Source organism: Acinetobacter higginsii (assembly GCF_000369845.1).
GTDB classification, from domain to species: Bacteria; Pseudomonadota; Gammaproteobacteria; order Pseudomonadales; family Moraxellaceae; genus Acinetobacter; species Acinetobacter higginsii.
In genome coordinates this window covers 538227-558715 of record NZ_KB850222.1, presented here as the reverse complement: position 1 = coordinate 558715, position 20489 = coordinate 538227, and the positions used below count along the sequence as shown (strand labels likewise).

Sequence of the window (20489 nt, the reverse complement as noted above, 5' to 3'; positions counted from 1 at the left end):
GCTCTATAATCTTTATAGTAAACTCATCTAACATGACTGTCGCTTAGTAAAACACTAAATCTAAGCACTTTTGTATAATTTCATACCAATGATGGTCATTCATACTGCAAAAAAAGTGGAGTAAATACTTTGGAAGCGCGCGTAATCGGTCTGGAAAAATTAGGAAAACACGATGTCGAACTCGTAGGTGGGAAAAACTCATCTTTGGGTGAAATGATCAGCCATTTATCCAATGCTGGTGTATCGGTACCTGGTGGCTTTGCAACTACTGCTGCTGCCTATCGTGAGTTCTTGGATCAAAGCGGCTTAAACGCTCGTATTCAGGCTGAACTTGTTCAGCTAAATGTAGAAGATGTAAATGCACTTGCTGAAACTGGTGCAAAAATCCGTAACTGGATTGTTGAAACTCCGCTTACTGCGACATTAGAACAAGAAATTCGTGAAGCTTTTGCTGCACTTTCAAACGGCAACCCAGACATTGCTGTTGCGGTACGTTCTTCTGCAACGGCTGAAGACTTACCTGATGCGTCTTTCGCAGGTCAACAAGAAACATTCCTCAACATTCGCGGTATTGATAATATTCTTATCGCGATTAAAGAAGTTTTTGCATCACTTTATAATGACCGTGCGATTGCTTACCGTGTACACCAAGGCTTTGAACATAGTGTTGTTGCCCTTTCTGCTGGTGTACAACGTATGGTTCGCTCTGAAACTGGTGCTGCGGGCGTTATGTTTACGCTTGATACAGAATCAGGTTTCCGTGATGTTGTGTTTATTACTGCATCTTACGGTTTAGGCGAAATGGTCGTTCAAGGTGCTGTAAACCCAGATGAATTCTATTTATCTAAACCACTTTTAAATGCAGGTAAACACTCTGTTTTACGTCGTAACCTCGGTTCTAAACACCAGAAAATGATTTATGGTGAAGAAGGTTCTGCGGGTAAATCAGTGGTTGTGGTTGACGTTGAAAAACCAGAACGCCAACAATTCGCATTAAATGATCACGAATTACACGAATTAGCAAAGCAAGCTTTAATCATCGAACAACACTACGGCTCGCCGATGGATATCGAATGGGCAAAAGATGGCGATGATGGTCAAATCTATATTGTTCAAGCACGTCCTGAAACAGTAAAAAGCCGTCAAAATGTCGGTACCATGGAACGGTATTTGTTAAAACAACGCGGTACTGTTATCTGTGAAGGTCGTTCAATCGGTCAACGCATTGGTTCAGGTAAAGTGCGTGTTGTAACGTCGATTAAAGAAATGGATAAGGTTCAGGACGGTGACGTACTTGTATCTGACATGACTGACCCAGATTGGGAACCAGTGATGAAGCGTGCTGCTGCAATCGTGACCAACCGTGGTGGTCGTACTTGTCACGCAGCAATTATTGCACGTGAATTAGGTGTTCCAGCAATCGTGGGTTGTGGTAATGCAACAGAAGTACTGACTGATGGTCAAGAAGTAACAGTTTCATGTGCTGAAGGTGATACTGGCTTCATCTATGAAGGTGCATTAGATTTCGAAGTACAACGTAATTCGATTAATTCAATGCCTTCATTACCATTCAAAATCATGATGAACGTTGGTAACCCTGACCGTGCTTTTGACTTCGCTCAAATCCCGAATGAAGGTATTGGTCTTGCACGTCTTGAGTTCATCATTAACCGTATGATCGGTGTGCATCCTAAAGCATTGTTAAACATTGACAGCTTGCCACGCGAAACACGTGCTGCCGTTATGGCGCGTACTTCTGGCTACTCTTCTCCAATCGAATTTTATGTCGAGAAGTTAGTTGAAGGTATTTCAACACTTGCTGCTGCATTTGCAGAAAAGCCAGTGATTGTTCGTATGTCTGATTTTAAATCGAATGAATATGCAAACTTGATCGGCGGTAAGCTATACGAGCCAGAAGAAGAAAACCCAATGTTGGGCTTCCGTGGTGCGAGTCGTTATGTATCTGATAACTTCCGTGACTGTTTTGAACTTGAATGTCGTGCCTTGAAAAAAGCACGTGATGAAATGGGTTTAACCAATATCCAAATCATGATCCCATTCGTGCGTACAGTTTCTGAAGCGAAACGTGTGATCGAACTTCTTGCTCAGAATGGTTTAAAACGTGGTGAGAATGGCCTCAAAGTCATCATGATGTGTGAATTACCAACCAATGCCCTATTGGCTGAGCAATTCCTTGAGCACTTCGATGGTTTCTCTATCGGTTCAAACGACTTAACACAATTAACACTCGGTCTTGACCGTGACTCTGGTATCGTATCTCACTTATTCGATGAGCGTGATCCAGCAGTTAAAGCGCTCCTTTCTATGGCAATTCATGCTTGCCGCAAAGCAGGAAAATACGTTGGTATTTGTGGTCAAGGTCCTTCGGATCACCCTGACCTTGCGAAGTGGCTCATGGAACAAGGTATTGAATCTGTGTCACTTAACCCTGACTCAGTACTTGATACTTGGTTCTTCCTTGCTGAAGAACAAATCAAGAAAGCCTAGTCTTTTTTAGAAAAAGACCCTCTTTCGCAGGGTCTTTTTTCATCTTTCGTAATTGAGATTTTTAAATTATGCAAATTTACTTGGCTCGTAATAATCAACAAGCAGGACCTTACAGTTTAGAACAAGTAAACCAAATGCTTGCCAGTCAACAAGTTTTATTGACCGATTTAGCTTGGCATGAAGGTATGGCTGAATGGAAAACACTTGGTGAACTGACACAAGGTAAACTTGTCTACGAACCTGTAGGTTACTCTCCTTTTAGTGCTCAAATTAAAACTGAAACGAACGAACCAACTTACAAAATCAAAGTCGAACAAAAAGCACCTGAACTCGCACCTTTCCATTCACGTGCGCTAGCGAAAGTTTTTGATCTCATCCTTTGGCTACCGATGGCTTCTATCCCATCTTTCTTTTTTAATGAAAGCCAATACCAAGAGTTGTTTGAAATTCAAAAACAGATGCAAGCCACCCAAATTGCATCTGATAAAGCAGTAGAATTACAGCATCAATTGATGCAGCTAATTCCAAATGAAGCATGGATAATGATCTTTGCTTACCTCATTATCATGCTCATGATTCAGGCGTTCTTTATTGCAAAATCAGGCCAGAGTATTGGTAAAAAAATCACCAAGATTAAAATTGTGGATGTCGAAACATCAGAAAAAGTCAGCACAATTCGGGCCTTTTGGTTGAGAAGCGTGTTCTTTATCATTCTCAATTTGATCCTTGTCCCAATCATTACCGTGATTGATTATGCTTTATTCGCATTTACCAAAAATCGTCAAACTTTGCACGATAAAATGGCAAAAACTAAGGTCATTAAGCAGTAATCACAAATCGATAAACAAAAGAGGATTTATTCCTCTTTTTTTATGTATTAAGCTGATATCTATATAAAAAACACAGATGCAAATAACAATCCCTACAAAATAAATCGGGTTTTAAAACAAGTATTTCACACGACTTTATGAGTAGCTTAGTTTTTCAATATAAGGCATAATGCCCAACAACGTTGCGGTGTCGCGTGATTGCTAAGCATTTTTTAACCAATCCTTATCAATCACGCGACACTTTAATCGCTATCCCATAATTTTAATTAGGGAATGGGACTCTTCACCGAGGTTGTAAAATGAGACAAACGATTTTAGCTGTATTGTCTTTATCAACGATGGCTGCGCTCTTGACTGGGTGTGGCGGTGATATGGTACTTCTAAACAATAAAGGTCCAGTTGGTCAAGGTCAAAGTAACCTGATGATGACTGCGATCTATTTAATGCTATTGGTGGTGATTCCATCAATCATTATGGCATTATGGTTTGGTTGGAAATATCGCGCATCGAATAAAGATGCAGACTATAAACCTACTTGGGCACACTCAACGACAATTGAGATCGTTGTATGGGGTGTACCTGTCATTATTATTGGTATTTTAGCTTGGTTAACTTGGTGGGGTTCCCACAAGTACGACCCTTACCGTCCGTTAGAATCAGATAAAGCACCATTGACTATTCAAGCTGTCGCTGAACAGTTCAAGTGGATTTTTATCTATCCTGAGCAAAACATTGCAACGGTAAACGAAGTACGCTTCCCAGAACAAACACCAGTAAGCTTTAAGATCACTTCTAACTTCACGATGAACTCGTTCTTCATCCCACAGTTAGGCGGTCAGATTTACGCAATGGCTGGTATGCAAACTCACCTTCACCTATTAGCCGACGAACCAGGTATCTTCCGTGGTTTCTCAGCAAACTATTCAGGTTACGGTTTCTCACAAATGCGCTTTAAAGCGCATAGCGTGACTGAGCCAGAATTTGCACAATGGGTAGAAGCAGTTAAAGCTGGTAATGGTACAAGTATTAACCCTGAAGCAATTCAAAAAGGCACACTTGACCAAGCTGAGTTAGCAACGCTTAAAGATGGCGATCGTTCTAAGCATCAGATCGAGCATTTAGTGAATCGTGCTAAAGCTGCTGGTGATGAAGAAGCACTTGCAAAAGCTGAAGCGATGAAACCGTTCCCGACTAAGCCACACCCAGTGACTTATTACTCATCAGTTGAGCCAAAATTGTTTGAAACAATCATCAACCACTACATGAGTAACTATCACGGTGCTGACCATTCTGCTGGACATGATGCAACAGCAGAAACTCATGCTGCAGCAGAACACGCTGCTCAAGGGGAATAAGACATGGATATGATTTTTGGTAAATTGGGGTGGGATTCTATCCCGACTGAACCCCTTGTACTTGTCACCATGGTCTTTATGGCACTTGGTGCAATTGCTGTATTAGGTGGTATTACCTATTTCAAGAAATGGGGATATTTGTGGAACGAATGGTTTATCACTGTAGACCATAAAAAGATTGGTATCATGTATATCATCGTATCTGTAGTCATGCTGTTGCGTGGCTTCGCCGATGCAATCATGATGCGTCTACAACTTTTCCTCGCGAAAGGCGGCGGCGAAGGTTACTTACATCCTGACCACTACGACCAGATCTTCACCGCACACGGTGTAATCATGATCTTCTTCGTAGCAATGGGTCTCGTTGTTGGTATGATGAACATCTCTGTACCTTTACAGATTGGTGCTCGTGACGTTGCCTTCCCATTATTGAACTCTTTAAGCTTCTGGTTATTCGCTGGTGCTGCTGGTTTAATGATGCTTTCACTTGTATTAGGTGAATTTGCTGCGACTGGTTGGATGGCTTACCCTCCTCTATCTGGCATTCAATATTCTCCTGGTGTTGGTGTTGACTACTATATCTGGGCACTTCAAGTTTCTGGTCTAGGTACGCTTTTATCTGGTGTTAACTTCTTTGTTACCATCATCAAAATGCGTGCACCTGGCATGAAATTAATGGACATGCCTATTTTCACGTGGACTTCACTTTGTACGGCTGTATTAATCATTGCATCATTCCCTGTATTAACAGGTACGCTTGCAATGCTGACGCTTGACCGTTACTTCGGCTTCCATTTCTTCACAAATGAGCTTGGCGGTAGCCCAATGCTTTATGTGAACTTGATTTGGACATGGGGTCACCCTGAAGTATATATCTTAGTATTACCAGCATTTGGTTTATACTCAGAAATCGTTGCAACCTTCTCTCGTAAAGCGTTGTTCGGTTATAAGTCTATGGTGTATGCGACGATTGCGATTACTGTACTTGCGTTCGTTGTATGGCTTCACCACTTCTTCACCATGGGTGCTGGTGCGAACGTTAACGCGTTCTTCGGTATCATGACCATGGTTATTGCGATTCCTACAGGTGTGAAAATCTTCTCTTGGTTATTCACAATGTATAAAGGTCGCATCACCTATACTACTCCTATGTTATGGACGCTTGGCTTCCTTGTAACATTCGGTATCGGTGGTTTAACTGGTGTACTTATGGCTGTTCCACCTGCGGACTTCCTTGTACACAACTCATTATTCTTGATCGCTCACTTCCATAACGTAATTATCGGTGGTGTGGTGTTTGGTATGTTTGCCGGCATCATCTTCTACTGGCCGAAAATGTTTGGTTGGAAGCTCAACGAAGCATGGGGTAAAGCTGCGTTCTGGTTCTGGTTCATTGGTTTCTATTTTGCATTCATGCCACTTTATATCCTTGGTTTCATGGGTATGACGCGTCGTTTGAATACATATGACAACCCTGAGTGGGATCCATACTTAGCAATTGCATTGTTTGGTGCTGTTCTTATCGCGATCGGTATTGCATGTTTCTTAATGCAAATCATCGTTGGTTTCTTACAACGTAAGGACAACATGGACCATACAGGCGATCCATGGGATAGCCGTACCCTTGAATGGGCAACGTCATCTCCTGCTCCGTTCTATAACTTTGCGCATGAACCAGATGCTAGCGGTGTAGACCGTTTCTGGACTGACAAAGAAAATGGTGTAGCATACGCACGTAACACTAAATATGAAGACATCCACATGCCGACTGATCGTGCTGCTGGTTTTGTCATTGCAATGTTCATTACAATTCTTGGCTTTGCACTCATCTGGCATATTTGGTGGCTCGCTGTTGTTTCATTCGTTTCAGCTATTGTTAGCTTGATCGTAAGCTCATTCACGAAGAATGTTGATTACTACGTTCCTGCTGCTGAAGTTGAGCGTATTGAAAACGAACGCTATGCTTTACTTGAAAAACACTTGAAGAAGGACTAAGGAAATGGCTGAAGTACTTCATCACGACAACCACGGCCACGATGGTCATCATGAACATGATGATACTGACTTAACGGTCTTTGGTTTCTGGACATACTTGATGAGTGACTTGATTCTTTTCGGATCACTCTTCATTGCGTTCGCTGTATTAAGCAGTCATATCCCGCCAGGAACCCCAAGTGCATATGACCTATTCCATGATTCATTAGGCTTCGTGTTAACTGAAACATTTGCCTTATTGATTTCATCGGTAACATTTGGTTTTGCTGTACTTGCATCTTATAAAAAGAATGTAAATCAAGTGATCACTTGGTTGTTTGTTACATTCCTTTTTGGTGCATCGTTCATTGGTATGGAAATCTATGAGTTCCATCACCTTGTACACGAAGGCCATGGTCCAACTCACAGTGCATTCTTATCTGCATTCTTTACTTTGGTTGGTACACACGGTATCCACGTAACTTCTGGTTTAGTGTGGATGCTGGTATTAATCTACCAAATTAAAAAGAATGGTTTGACTTTACCGAATACACGTCGTCTTGCTTGCTTAAGCTTGTTCTGGCACTTCCTTGACATCGTTTGGATCTGTGTATTCAGCGTCGTTTACTTACTGGGAGTTCTCTAATGAGTAGTCATGACCATAATGCGGCAGGTGCGTCACACGGTAACTTTAAACAATACACGATTGGATTTATCCTTTCTGTCATCCTTACCATCATCCCTTTCGGGATGGTGATGGCTGGCGGTTTTAGTCGTGGCATTTTAGTTACAGTAATTGCAATCACTGCTGTTGCTCAGGTACTTGTACAACTTGTGTATTTCTTGCACATGAATACATCATCTGACCAACGTTGGAACCTTATTGCATTTATCTACACAATCTTATGTATCGCTGTACTTTTAGTCGGCTCTGTGTGGATTATGAATTACCTACACTACAACATGATGATCTAAACTGATCGTCATGTGGAAAAAGTACTTATTCCTGACTAAACCAGGAATTCTCTTCGGTAATTTTATTACCACCTTGGGCGGCTTCTTCTTAGCCGCCCAAGGCTCTATAGACTGCCTCTTATTATTACTTACTCTTCTCGGAACAACATTAGTGGTTGCTTCTGGTTGTGTAGTTAATAACGTAATTGATCAAGACATCGATCAGAAAATGCAACGCACCATGAACCGTGCACTTGTGACCAAAACCATTTCCCCTACTGTTGCCATGTGCTATGCGCTGGTTTTAGGTGTGATTGGCTTTAGCATGCTCTGGTTTTATGTTAATGCTTATGCTTTTTTATTCGCTGTCATTGGTTTTGTCGTCTATGTCGGTTTTTATAGTTTGTGGAGCAAACGCACCACAATCCATCAAACCGTGATCGGTAGTATTTCTGGAGCGAGTCCACCTGTTATTGGTTATGTGGCTGTAAGTCATCAGTTCGATATAGCGGCCCTATTGATCTTTGTTGCATATGCTTTATGGCAAATGCCGCATTCATGGGCGATCGCAATTTATCGTTTTGACGACTATAAAAATGCAGGCGTTCCTATTTTACCTGTAGCCCGTTCAATCCTTAGAACAAAAATCGAATCACTGATTTATGTGGTTTTATTTACTCTAGCGATGAATGCATTATATGTATATGGATACACCAATATCGTGTTCTTGGTCATCTGTAATATACTTTGCATTTACTGGTTCTACATTGCTATTTTAGGATTCAAGGCCGAAGATGATCAGCTTTGGGCCAAACGCTTTTTCCTTTTCTCAGTAATCCTCATTACTGTTATCAGTTTAAGCTTCAGCTTCACCTTTAAAAGCCCTGCACCATTCTTTCCTATTTTTTAAAAAGATAGAGAATGCTCTATCTTTTTATGCTCTCCCAATTTTTATCATTTCGTGCAATAAAAACATTTCGTTCTTTATTGCCTAAATGAAACAAGCCTAGACTAAATTCCAAACCAGTCGTTACATACAACCTTTAAAGATTAACCTGCAACACGACTCTAGCCAAAAAACTCACTGTCTGGCTCAAAACGTCTAAAAAATTGATTAATATTATGGGGATATTTTTGATCTAATTTTTGCCATACCTCTTGAGGTAACGGAATGAACTCCAAGGTATCGGACCCATCGGAAGCCACACAAAAACGGATTTCATAATCAGGCTGCAAAATTTGATTGAGTGCTTTTAAGGTGGTATCTCGATCTGCACCCTCACCTTGATAAGGAATAATCAAAGTTTGATTCTGATAATAAACAGTAATGGTAAATCCTTGCAGGTTATCCGCATTTTGTATCTCAGCCCGCAAACTCCCCGTTTGTAAAATATTTTCGCAATACTCAATAATCGCCTCGTCCTCTTCACGCCAATCGACAATCATCAAGATTTGGTAAATGTTACCTTGGTATTGCTCAAAAGCATCTAAATATGCCTCCTCAGTATTCAACTGCAAAATCGACTCAAGTAGGGCGACTGTCTTTATAAATTGTGGTTCCATTTTTATTGCCTATTTTTATTTAAAAAATATATCACAAAGACTATGGCAAATTTGCTTTATAGCGTCAATTTGCATATAATCCCCGCTTCGCAATTTGCGACATAACTTTTTAGTTATGACTCCTTGCTTCTAATTTTTTAATTAGGGGCTGCTTAAACCGTAAGGAGCTGACAATGCGTCACTACGAAATCGTACTATTGGTACATCCAGACCAAAGCGATCAAGTTGTAGGTATGGTTGAACGCTATATCTCTCAGATCAAAGAAGCTGAAGGTCAAATTCACCGTTTAGAAGATTGGGGCCGCCGCCAATTGGCTTACCCGATTAACAAAATTCACAAAGCACACTACATTCTTATGAATGTTGAATGTGGTCAAACGACTCTTGATGAGTTAGAAGAATTGTTCCGTTATAACGATGCAATTATTCGTAACATCATTATCCGTCGTGAAAACGCAATTACTGAAGAATCTTTGCTTGCTAAAAGTGCTGAAGAAAAACGTGCGCGTAAAGCTCAACGTGAAGAAGCACAACAAGCAGTTCCAGAAGCTGAATAAGGAGAACATCAATGGCACGTTTTTACCGTCGTCGCAAGTTCTGCCGCTTTACAGCTGAGAATGTTGCGTACATCGACTACAAAGATATCGACACATTAAAACAGTACATCACTGAAAACGGCAAGATTGTTCCTAGCCGTATTACAGGTACTAAAGCTCGTTATCAACGTCAATTAGCGTTAGCTATTAAACAAGCTCGCTATTTGTCTTTGATTCCGTACACTGACAACCATAAGTAAGTGAGGTGAGCTGTGGACGTTATCTTATTACAACGCATTAAAAACCTTGGTAAATTAGGCGACAAAGTATCAGTTAAAGCTGGTTACGGTCGTAACTTCTTGATCCCTCAAGGTAAAGCTGTAGCTGCAACAGAAGCAAACACTGCTGCTTTTGAAGCTCGTCGTGCTGAACTTGAGAAGCAAGAAGCTGAAGTATTAGCTGCTGCGAATGCACGTGCTGAACAATTGAACGAAGTTAACATCGTAATCACTGCGAAAGCTGGTGACGAAGGTAAACTATTCGGTTCTATCGGTACTCGTGACATCGCTGATGCTTTAACTAATGCTGGTCTTGTTGTAGACCGTGCAGAAGTTCGTTTACCAAACGGTGCGCTTCGTCACACTGGTGAATTCAACATCGCAATCCAATTGCACCATGATGTTGTTGCTGAAGTTCTCGTTACTATCGTATCTGAGTAATTTCTGCAAAGAAAAAGAGCATGTTTTACATGCTCTTTTTTTATGTCTATTGTTTTTGTTTTCTTAAATACTCCTATTCATTGAAAATGCAGTTAGCGCATCTCTAATAAATATTTCACATAATTCACTGCACTCTGATTGATTTCATTCCCCGTAGGTTGAGCCTCTCCTTGTTCTGGATTGGTATCCATTCCATAAAAAGCATACATTGGTTGGTAATCTGCCTTTACATAACGGGCTGTCAATTCAAATGGTAAACACAATTCTTTTAAACTAAATTGATATCGTCCATCAGTTGAATAGTCTTTCTCTTTGATCCCCGCCGAGACCGCAAGCGTAATTTTCTTGTCTCTTAATTGATTTCCTGCTGAACCATAGGCCCAACCATAAGTCAGCACATCATCTAACCATTGCTTTAATAACGGTGGGCAGTTAAACCAATAGATCGGGAATTGAAAGACCAGATTTTGATGTGCTTCTACCAAAGCTTGTTCTCTTGTGACATCAATAACACCATCTGGGTAGTGCTGATAAAGTTGATGAATCGTGAATTCATCTGGATATTGACTCAATTCCTCAATCCACTGTTTATTAATAACAGCATTATCAATATCTGGGTGAGCAACAATCACGAGTGTTTTCTTCATTTCAAAGCATCCCATCGGACATCTGTGTCTTTCTGCAATCAATATGAAATAGATTATAGAAGTATGCTAGAAAAAATATAAGTACGGTCATTATGGTTATATACTAGACTAAAAGTTAGTGTCGGAAAAATTATGGAAACTTGTGCCCCACCCCAGATTGACTTAGAGCAAACAGATTTTGGATATACGCTTTCCCTAATCAATGGCAAATACAAAATGATTATCATGTATTGGCTTTATCAGCATAAATCCATCATGCGATTCAATGAGTTAAAACGCTCCATCGGTAATGTTTCTTTTAAAACCTTAAGTCTGACTTTAAAAGAAATGGAACGAGACCAATTAATTATTCGTAAGGAATATCCACAAATTCCACCCAAAGTCGAATACAGTTTATCTGAACGTGGGCTGTCCTTAATTCCATTATTAGACATGATGTGCCAATGGGGTGCATCCAATCGGCTCTAACTGCTAAACCACACTTTTTCGCCACTTACACAATTTTCACTGAATTAAATTGTGCCGATGCGCTCCATTTGGATTAAGATAGTCACTCGGTATCGTTTCATCTTTTTATTAGGTCTTGTTATGTCACAGGCGAATGCCAATTTTACAAAAAATTCTCCAAACACAGAGAGTAAAGTGAGTGACTCAGGTCAGCTAAAAGAATTCCGTACCCCACCGCACAATCTTGCAATTGAGCAAGCGGTATTGGCAGCGTTAATGACGGTTGCTGAATCATTTGAACAAGTCAGCGACTTGCTTAAAGAAAATGATTTTTATGCGACACGTCACAAATATATTTATCGTGCCATTGAAAAACTGGCACAGGAAAACTCACCGTATGACGCTGTTTTGGTCAATGACTGGTTGCTCAAACAAAACCTGTTAGATGCAATTGGTGGTGAAGAATATCTGATGCAATTGATGGCAGATTCACCTTCAAGCTTCTACAATCTTGAAATTTATGCAAATAAAATCAAGGAGTTCTCAACTCTGCGTAACATGATCAAGATCAGCAGTGATATTTTACAAAATGCCTATGACACCAAAGGTCGTCCAGTCAGCGAAATTCTTGATTTAGCAGAAACCAGTATTTTCTCTTTGGCAGAACAGCACAACAACAATAAAAAAGATTCTGGGCCAAAATCAATCAGCTCTGTGACTGCTGACGTTATCACCAAATTAGATGAACTGTCTAAACTAGATGGCAACATTACTGGTTTAACCACAGGCTTCTTAGAGCTTGATAATAAAACATCAGGGATGCAGGCGGGAGATTTGATTATTGTTGCAGCACGTCCATCGATGGGTAAAACCACGTTCGCCATGAACTTGGTTGAAAGTGTACTGCAATACAACCGCCTACCGGCTCTCGTATTCTCGATGGAGATGCCAGCCGACTCGATTGCCATGCGTTTGATTTCAGCAATGGGTAAAGTCCATCAGGGTCATCTACGTTCAGGTAATCTCGATGCAGACGAATGGACCAAAGTCACTGGGACCATTCTTCAGCTACAAGAAATGCATCTCTATATCGATGACTCATCTGCCCTGCCGCCAACCGAACTACGTGCACGTGCGCGCCGTGTGGCTAAAATGCATGACGGTAAAATCGGCTGTATCATGGTCGATTACTTACAGTTGATGAAAGTCCCTGGTATGGGCGATAACCGTGTCGGCGAGATCTCGGAAATTTCACGAAGCTTAAAAGCTTTGGCCAAAGAAATGCAATGCCCTGTAATTGCACTGTCTCAGCTTAACCGTAGTTTGGAGAACCGACCAAACAAACGCCCAGTAATGTCAGACTTACGTGAATCGGGTGCGATCGAGCAGGATGCCGACTTGATCATGTTTATTTACCGTGATGAAGTCTATAACAAAGAATCTAAAGAAGCTGGTACTGCTGAAATCATTATCGGTAAGCAACGTAACGGTCCAATTGGTAGCGTACGTCTCGCATTTGAAGGTCAATATACGCGTTTTAGTAATCTCTCACCTGAGTTCTATGCTCAGTATGAAGATGACGAATAACATTCAAACTATTTCTATTTTATATACAATCCAAGTCGACCCAAAGGAGAACTCAGGGTGCGCCAAGCAACAGTTTATATTGACAGTGAAGCGCTGCAATATAATTTAAACCGTGTTAAACAACTTGCTCCACATTCAAAAATCGTCAGTATGGTCAAAGCCAATGCTTATGGACATGGAGTCAAAAACTGTTTAACCGCCCTAGAGGCCACGGACGCTTTTGGTGTCGCCTGTTTAGAAGAAGCACTGGAGATCAGGCAACTTGGATACACTCAGCCGATTACATTGATTGAAGGTGTATTTTCTGAAGATGAAATGACGCAAGTCATCGAGCAGAAACTTGAATGCATCGTACATCACAAACAACAAGTAGAATGGTTGATTCAACATAAAGCTGCTTATAATGCGTTGAGTTTAAAGGTTTGGGTTAAACTAAATAGCGGCATGAACCGTTTAGGTTTCAAAGTCGATGAAATCATTAACGTGATTCAACGTTTAAAAACTGAAGGTTTTACCTGTGTACTTGCCATGCATTTTGCCAATGCTGACGTAGACCACCCCTTAAATGAGCAACAAAAGCAACAATTCTTACAGGTAAAACAAGCCTGTGAACCGATCTTGGTATCTTGCTGTAATTCTGCTGCGATTTATAAATACCCTGAACTGCATTTTGATTTTGTTCGTCCGGGCATCATGCTTTACGGCGCATCACCCTTCGCGGATCGCAATGTACATGAACTCGATCTAAAGCCAGTAATGACTTTTAGTGCCGAAATTATTGCCCTCAATCAGATTCAACAAGGTGAGTTTGTCGGTTATGGCTCGACCTACTCAGCGTCATGTACGTCACAAATTGCCATTGTTTCGATTGGCTATGGTGACGGCTATCCACGCGCGTATATCGAGCAAAACTTTGTTGCCATTGATCAGCAACTTGTTCCTGTAGTCGGCCGTGTCAGCATGGATATGATCGCCATTGATATCAGCAATGTTAAAGCAGAAATTGGCACAAAAGTTGAGCTTTGGGGCCAATCTCGCCTAGTTGATGATGTTGCAGCAGCAAACGGAACTATCGGCTACGAGCTACTTTGCCGCCTCACCCAACGCCCAATACGTCAATTAGATAACTAAACATTACTTGATCAATTTTTGTGTTTTATCTCTAATAAGGTTTTAACCATTCAGATCCAGAATGCTCAAACTGATTTATGATAATCCGCTGTATAAAATGCCGATCCAGCAATTCGTGCTCTTTTTGATCCGAATTTCGATCGGCATTTTTTTCTTCACCACAGGCTTCAATAAACTTTTCGTTGAAAAAAATAAACTAATTATGCTGGAAACAATCATCGATGCAGGCATTCCATTTCCAGCAATCATGAGTAGCTTTGTGTCAGTCACTGAAATGCTTGCAGGTTTATTTCTGATTTTGGGCTTATTTACTCAGATCAGCAGTATTTTCTTGTTTATGATCTGCCTGACAGCACTATACACGGTTGGGATTCATACGATTCCAAGCGGCTTAGATCCGATAAGCTGGCTCAGTTGGTTCTTCTACATCCATGACCTATTGTATATGTTCATTCTTGCGATATTGATTACATCTCGGCCAAGCATACTGTCGCTAGATCGTATTCTAAGCAAAAATATAACAACATCTTAGGATGATTCTCCCTCAAAAGGATCTATGCTTTTGAGGGAGTTTACGGAAGTTATAAACCATAGTCCGCCGTTGGCTTGGGTAACTCTTGTAAACCACGGCGCAAGGTCTCAGACCACTGTCGACTTATCTGAGTAAAATAAGGATCATCCTCACCAATCCGCTTACCTTCTGGAATTTTAAAGCTGTCTTTATGGTAAACCAGCGCATCTAAAGGCAAGCCCACTGAAACATTCGAGCGCAAAGTCGAATCAAAAGAAATGAGTGAACAGCGCAGTGCATCATCCAAAGGCATATCGTAGTGTAAAGCACGATCTAAAATAGGTTTGCCGTATTTGCTTTCACCAATTTGGAAATACGGCGTATCGGTCGTTGCACAAATAAAGTTCCCTTGTGGGTAAACATTATAAAGCTGCATCTCTTCGCCTTGAATTTGCCCACCGACCAATATGCTACACGAATAATTCATCTGTTCTTGGGTGTCACTGGTAATATCTTCAAGCACTTTGCGTAGAGTTTTTCCAACCAATTCAGCCACTTCAAACATGGTATTGGCACTATACAAATTCGGCTCTTGATGCAAAGCCAGAGCATTCTGCAAATGCCCAATCACGGCTTGAGTCGTCGCCAAATTACCTGCTGTTTGCAAAGCAATAAAACGTTCACCTTCAACACCAAAGGTATGCAACTTACGAAATACAGAAATATGATCGACCCCTGCATTGGTTCGGGTATCACTAATCAATACCAAACCTTGCTCTAATCTTAATGCGCAACAATAGGTCATCTTTCTCTCTTTACATTCAACACGCTAAAACCTGCACCACAGACATCATACTTTCTACCCCGCCTTGCTCACGAATACCACGAACAGGCGCCACATCTAAATAATCACGTCCAACTGCAACGTATATATGGTTTTGGGGTGTAAATATCTGGTTACTTACATCGAAACAATACCACTCATTATCCACAAAAACTTCTGCCCATGCATGACTGGCGAGGTGTGGCTGATTTTCATCGTAGATATAGCCCGAAACGTAACGTGCAGGTAATTGTAACGCACGACACATGGCAATTAATATATGTGCGTGGTCTTGGCACACTCCTTGACCCGCATAAAAGGCATCAATAGCTGAGGTCGTAACCGAGGTGCTTTCAGGTTGATATGGCACTTGTTGTAAGATTTTTCCTGATAAAACAATCAAATGGTGGCGGTCTTTTACAGTAACAATCGAATGCGCAAAATCCGTCATGGTCAGGTCACAGCAGGTCATTGCCGTGCGTTGTAAAAACAGTAATGCTGAAACATCTGTCTCAAAATAACCCAACTCAGTCGCATGCAAATCCACTACACCCTGTGCCATGATGGTCAAATAACGATAATCATGGCGTTGCGTTGCTGTAATCCATAGGTTATTAAATGTATCACGTTGACACGAGTACTGTCCTGGCACACTAATATGCCAATTCTCTACACTCTGATGCCGTGAACTTTGTGGCATCATTTTGATGGATTGGACACTGTTCCGCGCAATCTCAGTATATTGATAATGCGTTTGGTGATTCACCATGAGTTTCATGAGGATACCTCAAATTGATTTTCCAATTTATAGGTAAATGCATAAAACTGATTTAAATATGGCTGTTCTTTTAATGTCTCCCAACACGGTTGTAAGTCTTGCCATCCCAAATGATATAACCGCTCAATGGTTGGATCAATCGCATCAAAAACAGCATGGGTATTGTGTTGAAATCTGAAATAGGTATCAATTTGCTCAATACATTGCCCAATATGAAAAAATAGAAAAATATCTTCTTGTTCAGCTTTCAGAATGTCGCAACAGCTTTGCACCACATCTTGAATGGCCAATCCATCTGCTGCCACATTTTTGATCAGATAATTGAGTTCGGCATACGCCTGTGCGGTTAATAATCCCCTCAACTCCTGAATATTATCCCGCGCAATCTCAAGCTGACTCAATAAAGAATAAGGCTGCTGACGATCTAACATAAATTGATTCAAGTTTTCGGCATCATCAATATGTAAACAAAGTGCCTGTGCAAATTCTGATGCCTGAAAATTATCAACAAAAGGTAAATGACCCGCCACATGACCAATACGGAATAAATAACGTCCTAACCAATAAATATGTTGAGCGCTTGAGCTAAGTAAAAGCATAAATCTCCTCCCTTTTCTTAATATTCAGTCACACAGCCCGCGTTGTTATCATCTTCGGGCTGTGGATATGGTTCAGGAACGTAATGTTTCAACCACCCATGTATCTTTAATTCCACCACCTTGAGAAGAGTTCACCACGAGAGAGCCTGCTTGCATGGCAACACGTGTTAAGCCACCCGGCACAATTTCAGTGCGATAAGGTGAGCTGAGTACAAAAGGTCTTAAATCAATATGTCGTTCAGCAACGCCTTCTGCTGTCATTGTTGGGGCGACTGAAAGAGCTAAAGTTGGTTGTGCAATGTATAAATGTGGCGTCTCAATCAGTTTCTGTCTGAAACAATCAATCTGTTGTTGATCTGCTTGAGGACCAATCAACATGCCGTAACCACCTGAACCTTGTGCTTCTTTCACCACTAATTTTTCTAAATTACAGAGCACATAATCCAGCTGTTCCGCCTCTCGACATTGATAAGTTGGCACATTATTCAAAATAGGTACTTCACCTAAATAGAACTGAATCATCTGATCGACATATGGATAAATCGACTTGTCATCTGCCACCCCTGTTCCCGGTGCATTGGCAATCACAACATTATGCTGTAGATAGGCAGACATCAGTCCGGGTACACCCAAAGTGCTGTCAGGTCTAAAACTGAGTGGATCTAAGAATTCATCATCAACACGGCGATAGATGACGTCTACCTGCTGCCGACCACGAATAGTTTTGACGAAAACCTTATCATCTTCTACATAGAGATCTCGGCTGGTCACCAACGGTACATCCATTTCACGCGCTAGAAATGAATGTTCATAATAAGCACTGTTAAAACGCCCAGGTGTTAGCACCACAATTAATGGTTGATCGACATAAGCATTTTCTTCGAGAATTGCTCTTAACAGGCTTGGATATTGCTCAATCCCCTGTAAATTATTACTACTACACAGATCTGGCATCAATTTCTGGCTAATTTTGCGACTTTCCAACATATAAGACACACCTGATGGTGTGCGTAGGTTATCTTCCAACACAAAGAAATCACCTTGCCCGTCACGGATGATATCGATACCACTAATTTGTGAATAAACCTTGCCTTTCAACTGGTGCTTTAGCATATGCGGCTGGAACGCTTCGTGCGCAATCACCTGTTCTGCAGGAATCAAACCTTCTTTTAAAATATGCTGTCCATGATAAATATCATCTAGAAATAAATTTAATGCTTTGACTCGTTGTGCGCAGCCCGTCGCGATCTTTTCCCATTGCTTCTTTTCAATCACACGCGGTATCAAATCATAAGGAATGGTACGCTCAGCACCCTCCTGATCACCATAAACATTAAAAGTAATGCCTTGATATAAGAAATGCTGTTTTGCTTGTGCTTCTAGTGTTTTTAAATCATCAAGACTACGAATACTCAACCATTGCTCAATTTTTTTGGATGCTTCACCGTTAAAACTTTTGTCATCTAACATTTCATTAAAAAATTGCGATTTAAGTTGCTCAAATAAATTGGTGGTCACATTGAGCTGTGAAATAAATGTAGAGGTATCAACGGACGCCGCTGGATTGGGCTCTGGTGCGTAATAATCTGTGCTGATATGTAGGTTGTGTTCTTGTTCTGACATAGAAACCTCGTCCCATCATTTATTTATATCTAAAGGAAGCAATTTCAATGCCACTTATATAAAATGATCAATTTTCAACCAGACTTAGAATATTTAAGCAAAACTAGGGTCATTTCAGTCGTAAATACGTAATCTAGATAGGATGGACTTGATAATTAAGTATAGTTTTTTTATTGTGTCTGCTTTAGACCATTGAATTACGTATTTCGCTTATGTCATCCATACAAGAAAAAGAAACATCCAATAGCCTTTATCGCCAATGGCAAATTTTATCCCGCCTTTCTACTGGGAAATGGATGGGCACACGCGAATTACAAGAAATATTAGAACGCGAAGGCATTGATATCAGTCTGCGTACCATTCAGCGTGATTTAAATCAAATTGCTCAGCGTTTCCCAATCGAGAGCAATAAAACCGTACCACAAGGTTGGCGTTGGCGTTCAGATGCACCAATTCAAAGCTTGCCCCACATGACCAGCTCGCAAGCGGTTACGTTTATGATGGTCGAAGAGCATTTACGTCACTTGCTTCCACCAAGTTTATTAGAAGAAATGACACCTTGGTTTGATTTGGCCAAACGTAGCCTATCGACACAAAATAATGTTCGACAATGGATCAACCGTGTTCGTATTGTACCGGCGACACAACCCTTGATTCCGCCTGTTGTCGACAAACATGCACAACAAGCGATTTATGAAGGTTTATTACAAGACAAACAGATCGAATGTATTTATCGCGCCCGTACCCATCAAGGCGAAGATAAGACCTATATCCTCAATCCGCTGGCTTTGGTTCAAAAAGGTGCAGTGATTTATTTAATCTGTACCCGAAATGATAAAACTGAAGTACAAACCTTCGCCTTGCACCGCTTTAAAGCAGCAACGGTATTGGAAAGTCGCGCCTTACATCCTGTGAACTTTGAAATTGATAATTATATTGAATCAGGTGCATTGGGTTTCCGTGTTGACTACAGCAAGCCAACCGAACAAATTCATTTAAAACTGACCATGACCGAGAGTACAGCCAAGAGTTTCTACGAAAGCCAGCTGAGTAAGGATCAAATCATCCAACATCTAGAAGAAAACATTGTCGAAGTCTCTGCAACTGTTCCATTTACCTCACAACTGGTGTGGTGGCTCAGAAGTTTTGGTAAGAAAATGCTGAATATTGAACCCGCTGCCGTTTATAACGCAGTGAAAGAGATTGAAGAGCAAGCCCAATAAAAAAGAGAACCTTTCGGTTCTCTTCGATTTTTTATAAATTTTATTATCAAACACTCAGTATTATTTTTATTGTTTAAATGTTCAAACCAACCTCTCTCCCCGCCTTGATCAAAATTGGTTTGTACCTTTTTAAGCGCTTAGATTTAAATTAACATCGGCACGCTAATTCATAGCCATTGTAGCGGATTCTCTTTTTGGTCATGGTTAAACCCTCTTTGTTTGAACGTAGAATCACTATAACGAGGATTTTTTAGACTGTGAAATAACAAAGATTGGAATCAAAATCTAATTTTTTGCTATCGCTGATCTTTGCGTCAAAATCAACTTATTCATCTTCTTTTTTATCAGATAATAAAACTTCGAAGCGATGCAAATGGGTAAAATGCCCAGCCTGTATTTGATATTGATCAATCTGAGGCACTAATTTCCGGAAATGCTCCGACTGTACATGTAAATCTAGTGCTTCACGATCAACCCATTCTTCGATAAAAACAAAATGCCCTTTTTGTTTATGGTCATGATAAAGATCATAAGCAATGCATCCTGCCTCGGCTTTAGTTTTCTCTACCAACTCTTGATAAAGCGCTAACACCTCATCAATTTTGTCTGGCTGGATATAGTCTTCAGCAATCAGTTTTAAGGTCATTTACCTCGCTCTCCCTAAATATTTCCCATAAAAAA

22 protein-coding genes are annotated in these 20489 nt (G+C 40.7%); 15 read left to right on the top strand and 7 right to left on the bottom strand.

Annotation, left to right across the window (positions count from 1 at the left end; all coding sequences use genetic code 11):
* The first annotated feature begins 129 nt into the window (after window positions 1-129).
* From ppsA to cyoE, 7 genes are all read left to right on the top strand, one after another.
* A complete protein-coding gene (gene ppsA / locus F885_RS02915; RefSeq protein ID WP_004806022.1) occupies window positions 130-2508 on the top strand; it encodes a phosphoenolpyruvate synthase in 2379 nt (792 codons plus the stop codon).
* Between the two features lie 68 nt (window positions 2509-2576).
* Window positions 2577-3338, top strand: a complete 762-nt coding sequence (locus F885_RS02920) for an RDD family protein (RefSeq protein WP_005322199.1) — start codon at window positions 2577-2579, stop codon at window positions 3336-3338.
* A 299-nt stretch (window positions 3339-3637) separates the two neighbouring features.
* Window positions 3638-4693, top strand: coding sequence for a ubiquinol oxidase subunit II (cyoA, locus tag F885_RS02925; RefSeq protein WP_004654397.1), 1056 nt, complete (start codon window positions 3638-3640; stop codon window positions 4691-4693).
* Window positions 4694-4696: 3 nt separating this feature from the next.
* Window positions 4697-6688: a cytochrome o ubiquinol oxidase subunit I gene (gene cyoB, locus F885_RS02930; protein ID WP_004806017.1), complete on the top strand. Its 1992-nt coding sequence runs from the start codon at window positions 4697-4699 to the stop codon at window positions 6686-6688.
* A gap of 4 nt (window positions 6689-6692) precedes the next feature.
* Window positions 6693-7313: a cytochrome o ubiquinol oxidase subunit III gene (cyoC, locus tag F885_RS02935; protein WP_004806016.1), complete on the top strand. Its 621-nt coding sequence runs from the start codon at window positions 6693-6695 to the stop codon at window positions 7311-7313.
* Window positions 7313-7642: a cytochrome o ubiquinol oxidase subunit IV gene (locus F885_RS02940; protein ID WP_004806013.1), complete on the top strand. Its 330-nt coding sequence runs from the start codon at window positions 7313-7315 to the stop codon at window positions 7640-7642. The genes cyoC and F885_RS02940 overlap by 1 nt, the downstream gene beginning before the upstream one ends.
* Before the next feature lie 10 nt (window positions 7643-7652).
* Window positions 7653-8531, top strand: a complete 879-nt coding sequence (cyoE, locus tag F885_RS02945) for a heme o synthase (protein WP_005204706.1) — start codon at window positions 7653-7655, stop codon at window positions 8529-8531.
* A gap of 158 nt (window positions 8532-8689) precedes the next feature.
* Here the strand turns inward: cyoE and F885_RS02950 are convergent, their stop codons facing one another.
* A complete protein-coding gene (locus tag F885_RS02950; protein WP_005204710.1) occupies window positions 8690-9184 on the bottom strand; it encodes a hypothetical protein in 495 nt (164 codons plus the stop codon).
* 173 nt (window positions 9185-9357) lie between these two features.
* Between F885_RS02950 and rpsF the strand changes: the two genes are divergently transcribed.
* The 3 genes from rpsF to rplI are packed head-to-tail and all read left to right on the top strand — an operon-like array spanning window position 9358 to window position 10439.
* Complete coding sequence (gene rpsF / locus F885_RS02955; protein WP_004806006.1) at window positions 9358-9741, top strand: 30S ribosomal protein S6; 384 nt, start codon at window positions 9358-9360, stop codon at window positions 9739-9741.
* A gap of 11 nt (window positions 9742-9752) precedes the next feature.
* Window positions 9753-9980 carry a 30S ribosomal protein S18 gene (gene rpsR, locus F885_RS02960; protein WP_000090661.1) on the top strand — a complete coding sequence of 76 codons (228 nt, stop codon included), beginning with the start codon at window positions 9753-9755 and terminating at the stop codon, window positions 9978-9980.
* A 12-nt stretch (window positions 9981-9992) separates the two neighbouring features.
* Complete coding sequence (gene rplI, locus F885_RS02965) at window positions 9993-10439, top strand: 50S ribosomal protein L9 (RefSeq protein ID WP_004654410.1); 447 nt, start codon at window positions 9993-9995, stop codon at window positions 10437-10439.
* A 92-nt stretch (window positions 10440-10531) separates the two neighbouring features.
* Here the strand turns inward: rplI and F885_RS02970 are convergent, their stop codons facing one another.
* Window positions 10532-11086 carry an NAD(P)H-dependent oxidoreductase gene (locus F885_RS02970; protein WP_005322198.1) on the bottom strand — a complete coding sequence of 185 codons (555 nt, stop codon included), beginning with the start codon at window positions 11084-11086 and terminating at the stop codon, window positions 10532-10534.
* A gap of 132 nt (window positions 11087-11218) precedes the next feature.
* Between F885_RS02970 and F885_RS02975 the strand changes: the two genes are divergently transcribed.
* The 4 genes from F885_RS02975 (at window position 11219) to F885_RS02990 (ending at window position 14783) form a co-directional block, all read left to right on the top strand.
* Complete coding sequence (locus F885_RS02975; RefSeq protein ID WP_005322197.1) at window positions 11219-11554, top strand: winged helix-turn-helix transcriptional regulator; 336 nt, start codon at window positions 11219-11221, stop codon at window positions 11552-11554.
* Window positions 11555-11674: 120 nt separating this feature from the next.
* On the top strand, window positions 11675-13120 hold the full coding sequence (gene dnaB, locus F885_RS02980) for a replicative DNA helicase (RefSeq protein WP_004806002.1): 1446 nt from the start codon (window positions 11675-11677) through the stop codon (window positions 13118-13120).
* 57 nt (window positions 13121-13177) lie between these two features.
* On the top strand, window positions 13178-14251 hold the full coding sequence (alr, locus tag F885_RS02985) for an alanine racemase (RefSeq protein WP_005322188.1): 1074 nt from the start codon (window positions 13178-13180) through the stop codon (window positions 14249-14251).
* A gap of 61 nt (window positions 14252-14312) precedes the next feature.
* On the top strand, window positions 14313-14783 hold the full coding sequence (locus tag F885_RS02990) for a DoxX family protein (RefSeq protein ID WP_005322186.1): 471 nt from the start codon (window positions 14313-14315) through the stop codon (window positions 14781-14783).
* Between the two features lie 49 nt (window positions 14784-14832).
* Here the strand turns inward: F885_RS02990 and F885_RS02995 are convergent, their stop codons facing one another.
* The 4 genes from F885_RS02995 to F885_RS03010 form a co-directional block, all read right to left on the bottom strand.
* On the bottom strand, window positions 14833-15567 hold the full coding sequence (locus tag F885_RS02995; RefSeq protein ID WP_005189775.1) for a proteasome-type protease: 735 nt from the start codon (window positions 15565-15567) through the stop codon (window positions 14833-14835).
* Between the two features lie 16 nt (window positions 15568-15583).
* Window positions 15584-16363, bottom strand: coding sequence for a transglutaminase family protein (locus F885_RS03000; protein WP_005322184.1), 780 nt, complete (start codon window positions 16361-16363; stop codon window positions 15584-15586).
* The gene (locus tag F885_RS03005) at window positions 16360-16962 is read right to left on the bottom strand and encodes an alpha-E domain-containing protein (protein WP_005322179.1); all 603 of its coding nucleotides are present in this window, start codon (window positions 16960-16962) and stop codon (window positions 16360-16362) included. The genes F885_RS03000 and F885_RS03005 overlap by 4 nt, the downstream gene beginning before the upstream one ends.
* Window positions 16963-17034: 72 nt before the next feature.
* Window positions 17035-18585 (bottom strand): circularly permuted type 2 ATP-grasp protein, encoded by a 1551-nt coding sequence (locus F885_RS03010; protein WP_005322168.1) that lies wholly within the window; start codon window positions 18583-18585, stop codon window positions 17035-17037.
* Window positions 18586-18797: 212 nt separating this feature from the next.
* Between F885_RS03010 and F885_RS21140 the strand changes: the two genes are divergently transcribed.
* Window positions 18798-19808 carry a helix-turn-helix transcriptional regulator gene (locus tag F885_RS21140; RefSeq protein ID WP_026057503.1) on the top strand — a complete coding sequence of 337 codons (1011 nt, stop codon included), beginning with the start codon at window positions 18798-18800 and terminating at the stop codon, window positions 19806-19808.
* 325 nt (window positions 19809-20133) lie between these two features.
* Here F885_RS21140 and F885_RS03020 read toward each other — a convergent pair whose 3' ends face one another.
* The gene (locus F885_RS03020; RefSeq protein WP_005322166.1) at window positions 20134-20454 is read right to left on the bottom strand and encodes a putative quinol monooxygenase; all 321 of its coding nucleotides are present in this window, start codon (window positions 20452-20454) and stop codon (window positions 20134-20136) included.
* Window positions 20455-20489 lie beyond the last annotated feature (35 nt).

Excerpts from the sequence above, each read along its gene's own strand:
- F885_RS02920 (WP_005322199.1), top strand. The coding sequence starts at position 2,577 with ATGCAAATTTACTTGGCTCGTAATAATCAACAAGCAGGACCTTACAGT.
- cyoA (WP_004654397.1), top strand. The coding sequence starts at position 3,638 with ATGAGACAAACGATTTTAGCTGTATTGTCTTTATCAACGATGGCTGCG.
- cyoB (WP_004806017.1), top strand. The coding sequence starts at position 4,697 with ATGGATATGATTTTTGGTAAATTGGGGTGGGATTCTATCCCGACTGAA.
- cyoC (WP_004806016.1), top strand. The coding sequence starts at position 6,693 with ATGGCTGAAGTACTTCATCACGACAACCACGGCCACGATGGTCATCAT.
- F885_RS02940 (WP_004806013.1), top strand. The coding sequence starts at position 7,313 with ATGAGTAGTCATGACCATAATGCGGCAGGTGCGTCACACGGTAACTTT.
- cyoE (WP_005204706.1), top strand. The coding sequence starts at position 7,653 with ATGTGGAAAAAGTACTTATTCCTGACTAAACCAGGAATTCTCTTCGGT.
- F885_RS02950 (WP_005204710.1), bottom strand. The coding sequence starts at position 9,184 with ATGGAACCACAATTTATAAAGACAGTCGCCCTACTTGAGTCGATTTTG.
- rpsF (WP_004806006.1), top strand. The coding sequence starts at position 9,358 with ATGCGTCACTACGAAATCGTACTATTGGTACATCCAGACCAAAGCGAT.
- rpsR (WP_000090661.1), top strand. The coding sequence starts at position 9,753 with ATGGCACGTTTTTACCGTCGTCGCAAGTTCTGCCGCTTTACAGCTGAG.
- F885_RS02970 (WP_005322198.1), bottom strand. The coding sequence starts at position 11,086 with ATGAAGAAAACACTCGTGATTGTTGCTCACCCAGATATTGATAATGCT.
- F885_RS02975 (WP_005322197.1), top strand. The coding sequence starts at position 11,219 with ATGGAAACTTGTGCCCCACCCCAGATTGACTTAGAGCAAACAGATTTT.
- dnaB (WP_004806002.1), top strand. The coding sequence starts at position 11,675 with ATGTCACAGGCGAATGCCAATTTTACAAAAAATTCTCCAAACACAGAG.
- F885_RS02990 (WP_005322186.1), top strand. The coding sequence starts at position 14,313 with ATGCTCAAACTGATTTATGATAATCCGCTGTATAAAATGCCGATCCAG.
- F885_RS02995 (WP_005189775.1), bottom strand. The coding sequence starts at position 15,567 with ATGACCTATTGTTGCGCATTAAGATTAGAGCAAGGTTTGGTATTGATT.
- F885_RS03000 (WP_005322184.1), bottom strand. The coding sequence starts at position 16,363 with ATGAAACTCATGGTGAATCACCAAACGCATTATCAATATACTGAGATT.
- F885_RS03005 (WP_005322179.1), bottom strand. The coding sequence starts at position 16,962 with ATGCTTTTACTTAGCTCAAGCGCTCAACATATTTATTGGTTAGGACGT.
- F885_RS03010 (WP_005322168.1), bottom strand. The coding sequence starts at position 18,585 with ATGTCAGAACAAGAACACAACCTACATATCAGCACAGATTATTACGCA.
- F885_RS21140 (WP_026057503.1), top strand. The coding sequence starts at position 18,798 with ATGTCATCCATACAAGAAAAAGAAACATCCAATAGCCTTTATCGCCAA.
- F885_RS03020 (WP_005322166.1), bottom strand. The coding sequence starts at position 20,454 with ATGACCTTAAAACTGATTGCTGAAGACTATATCCAGCCAGACAAAATT.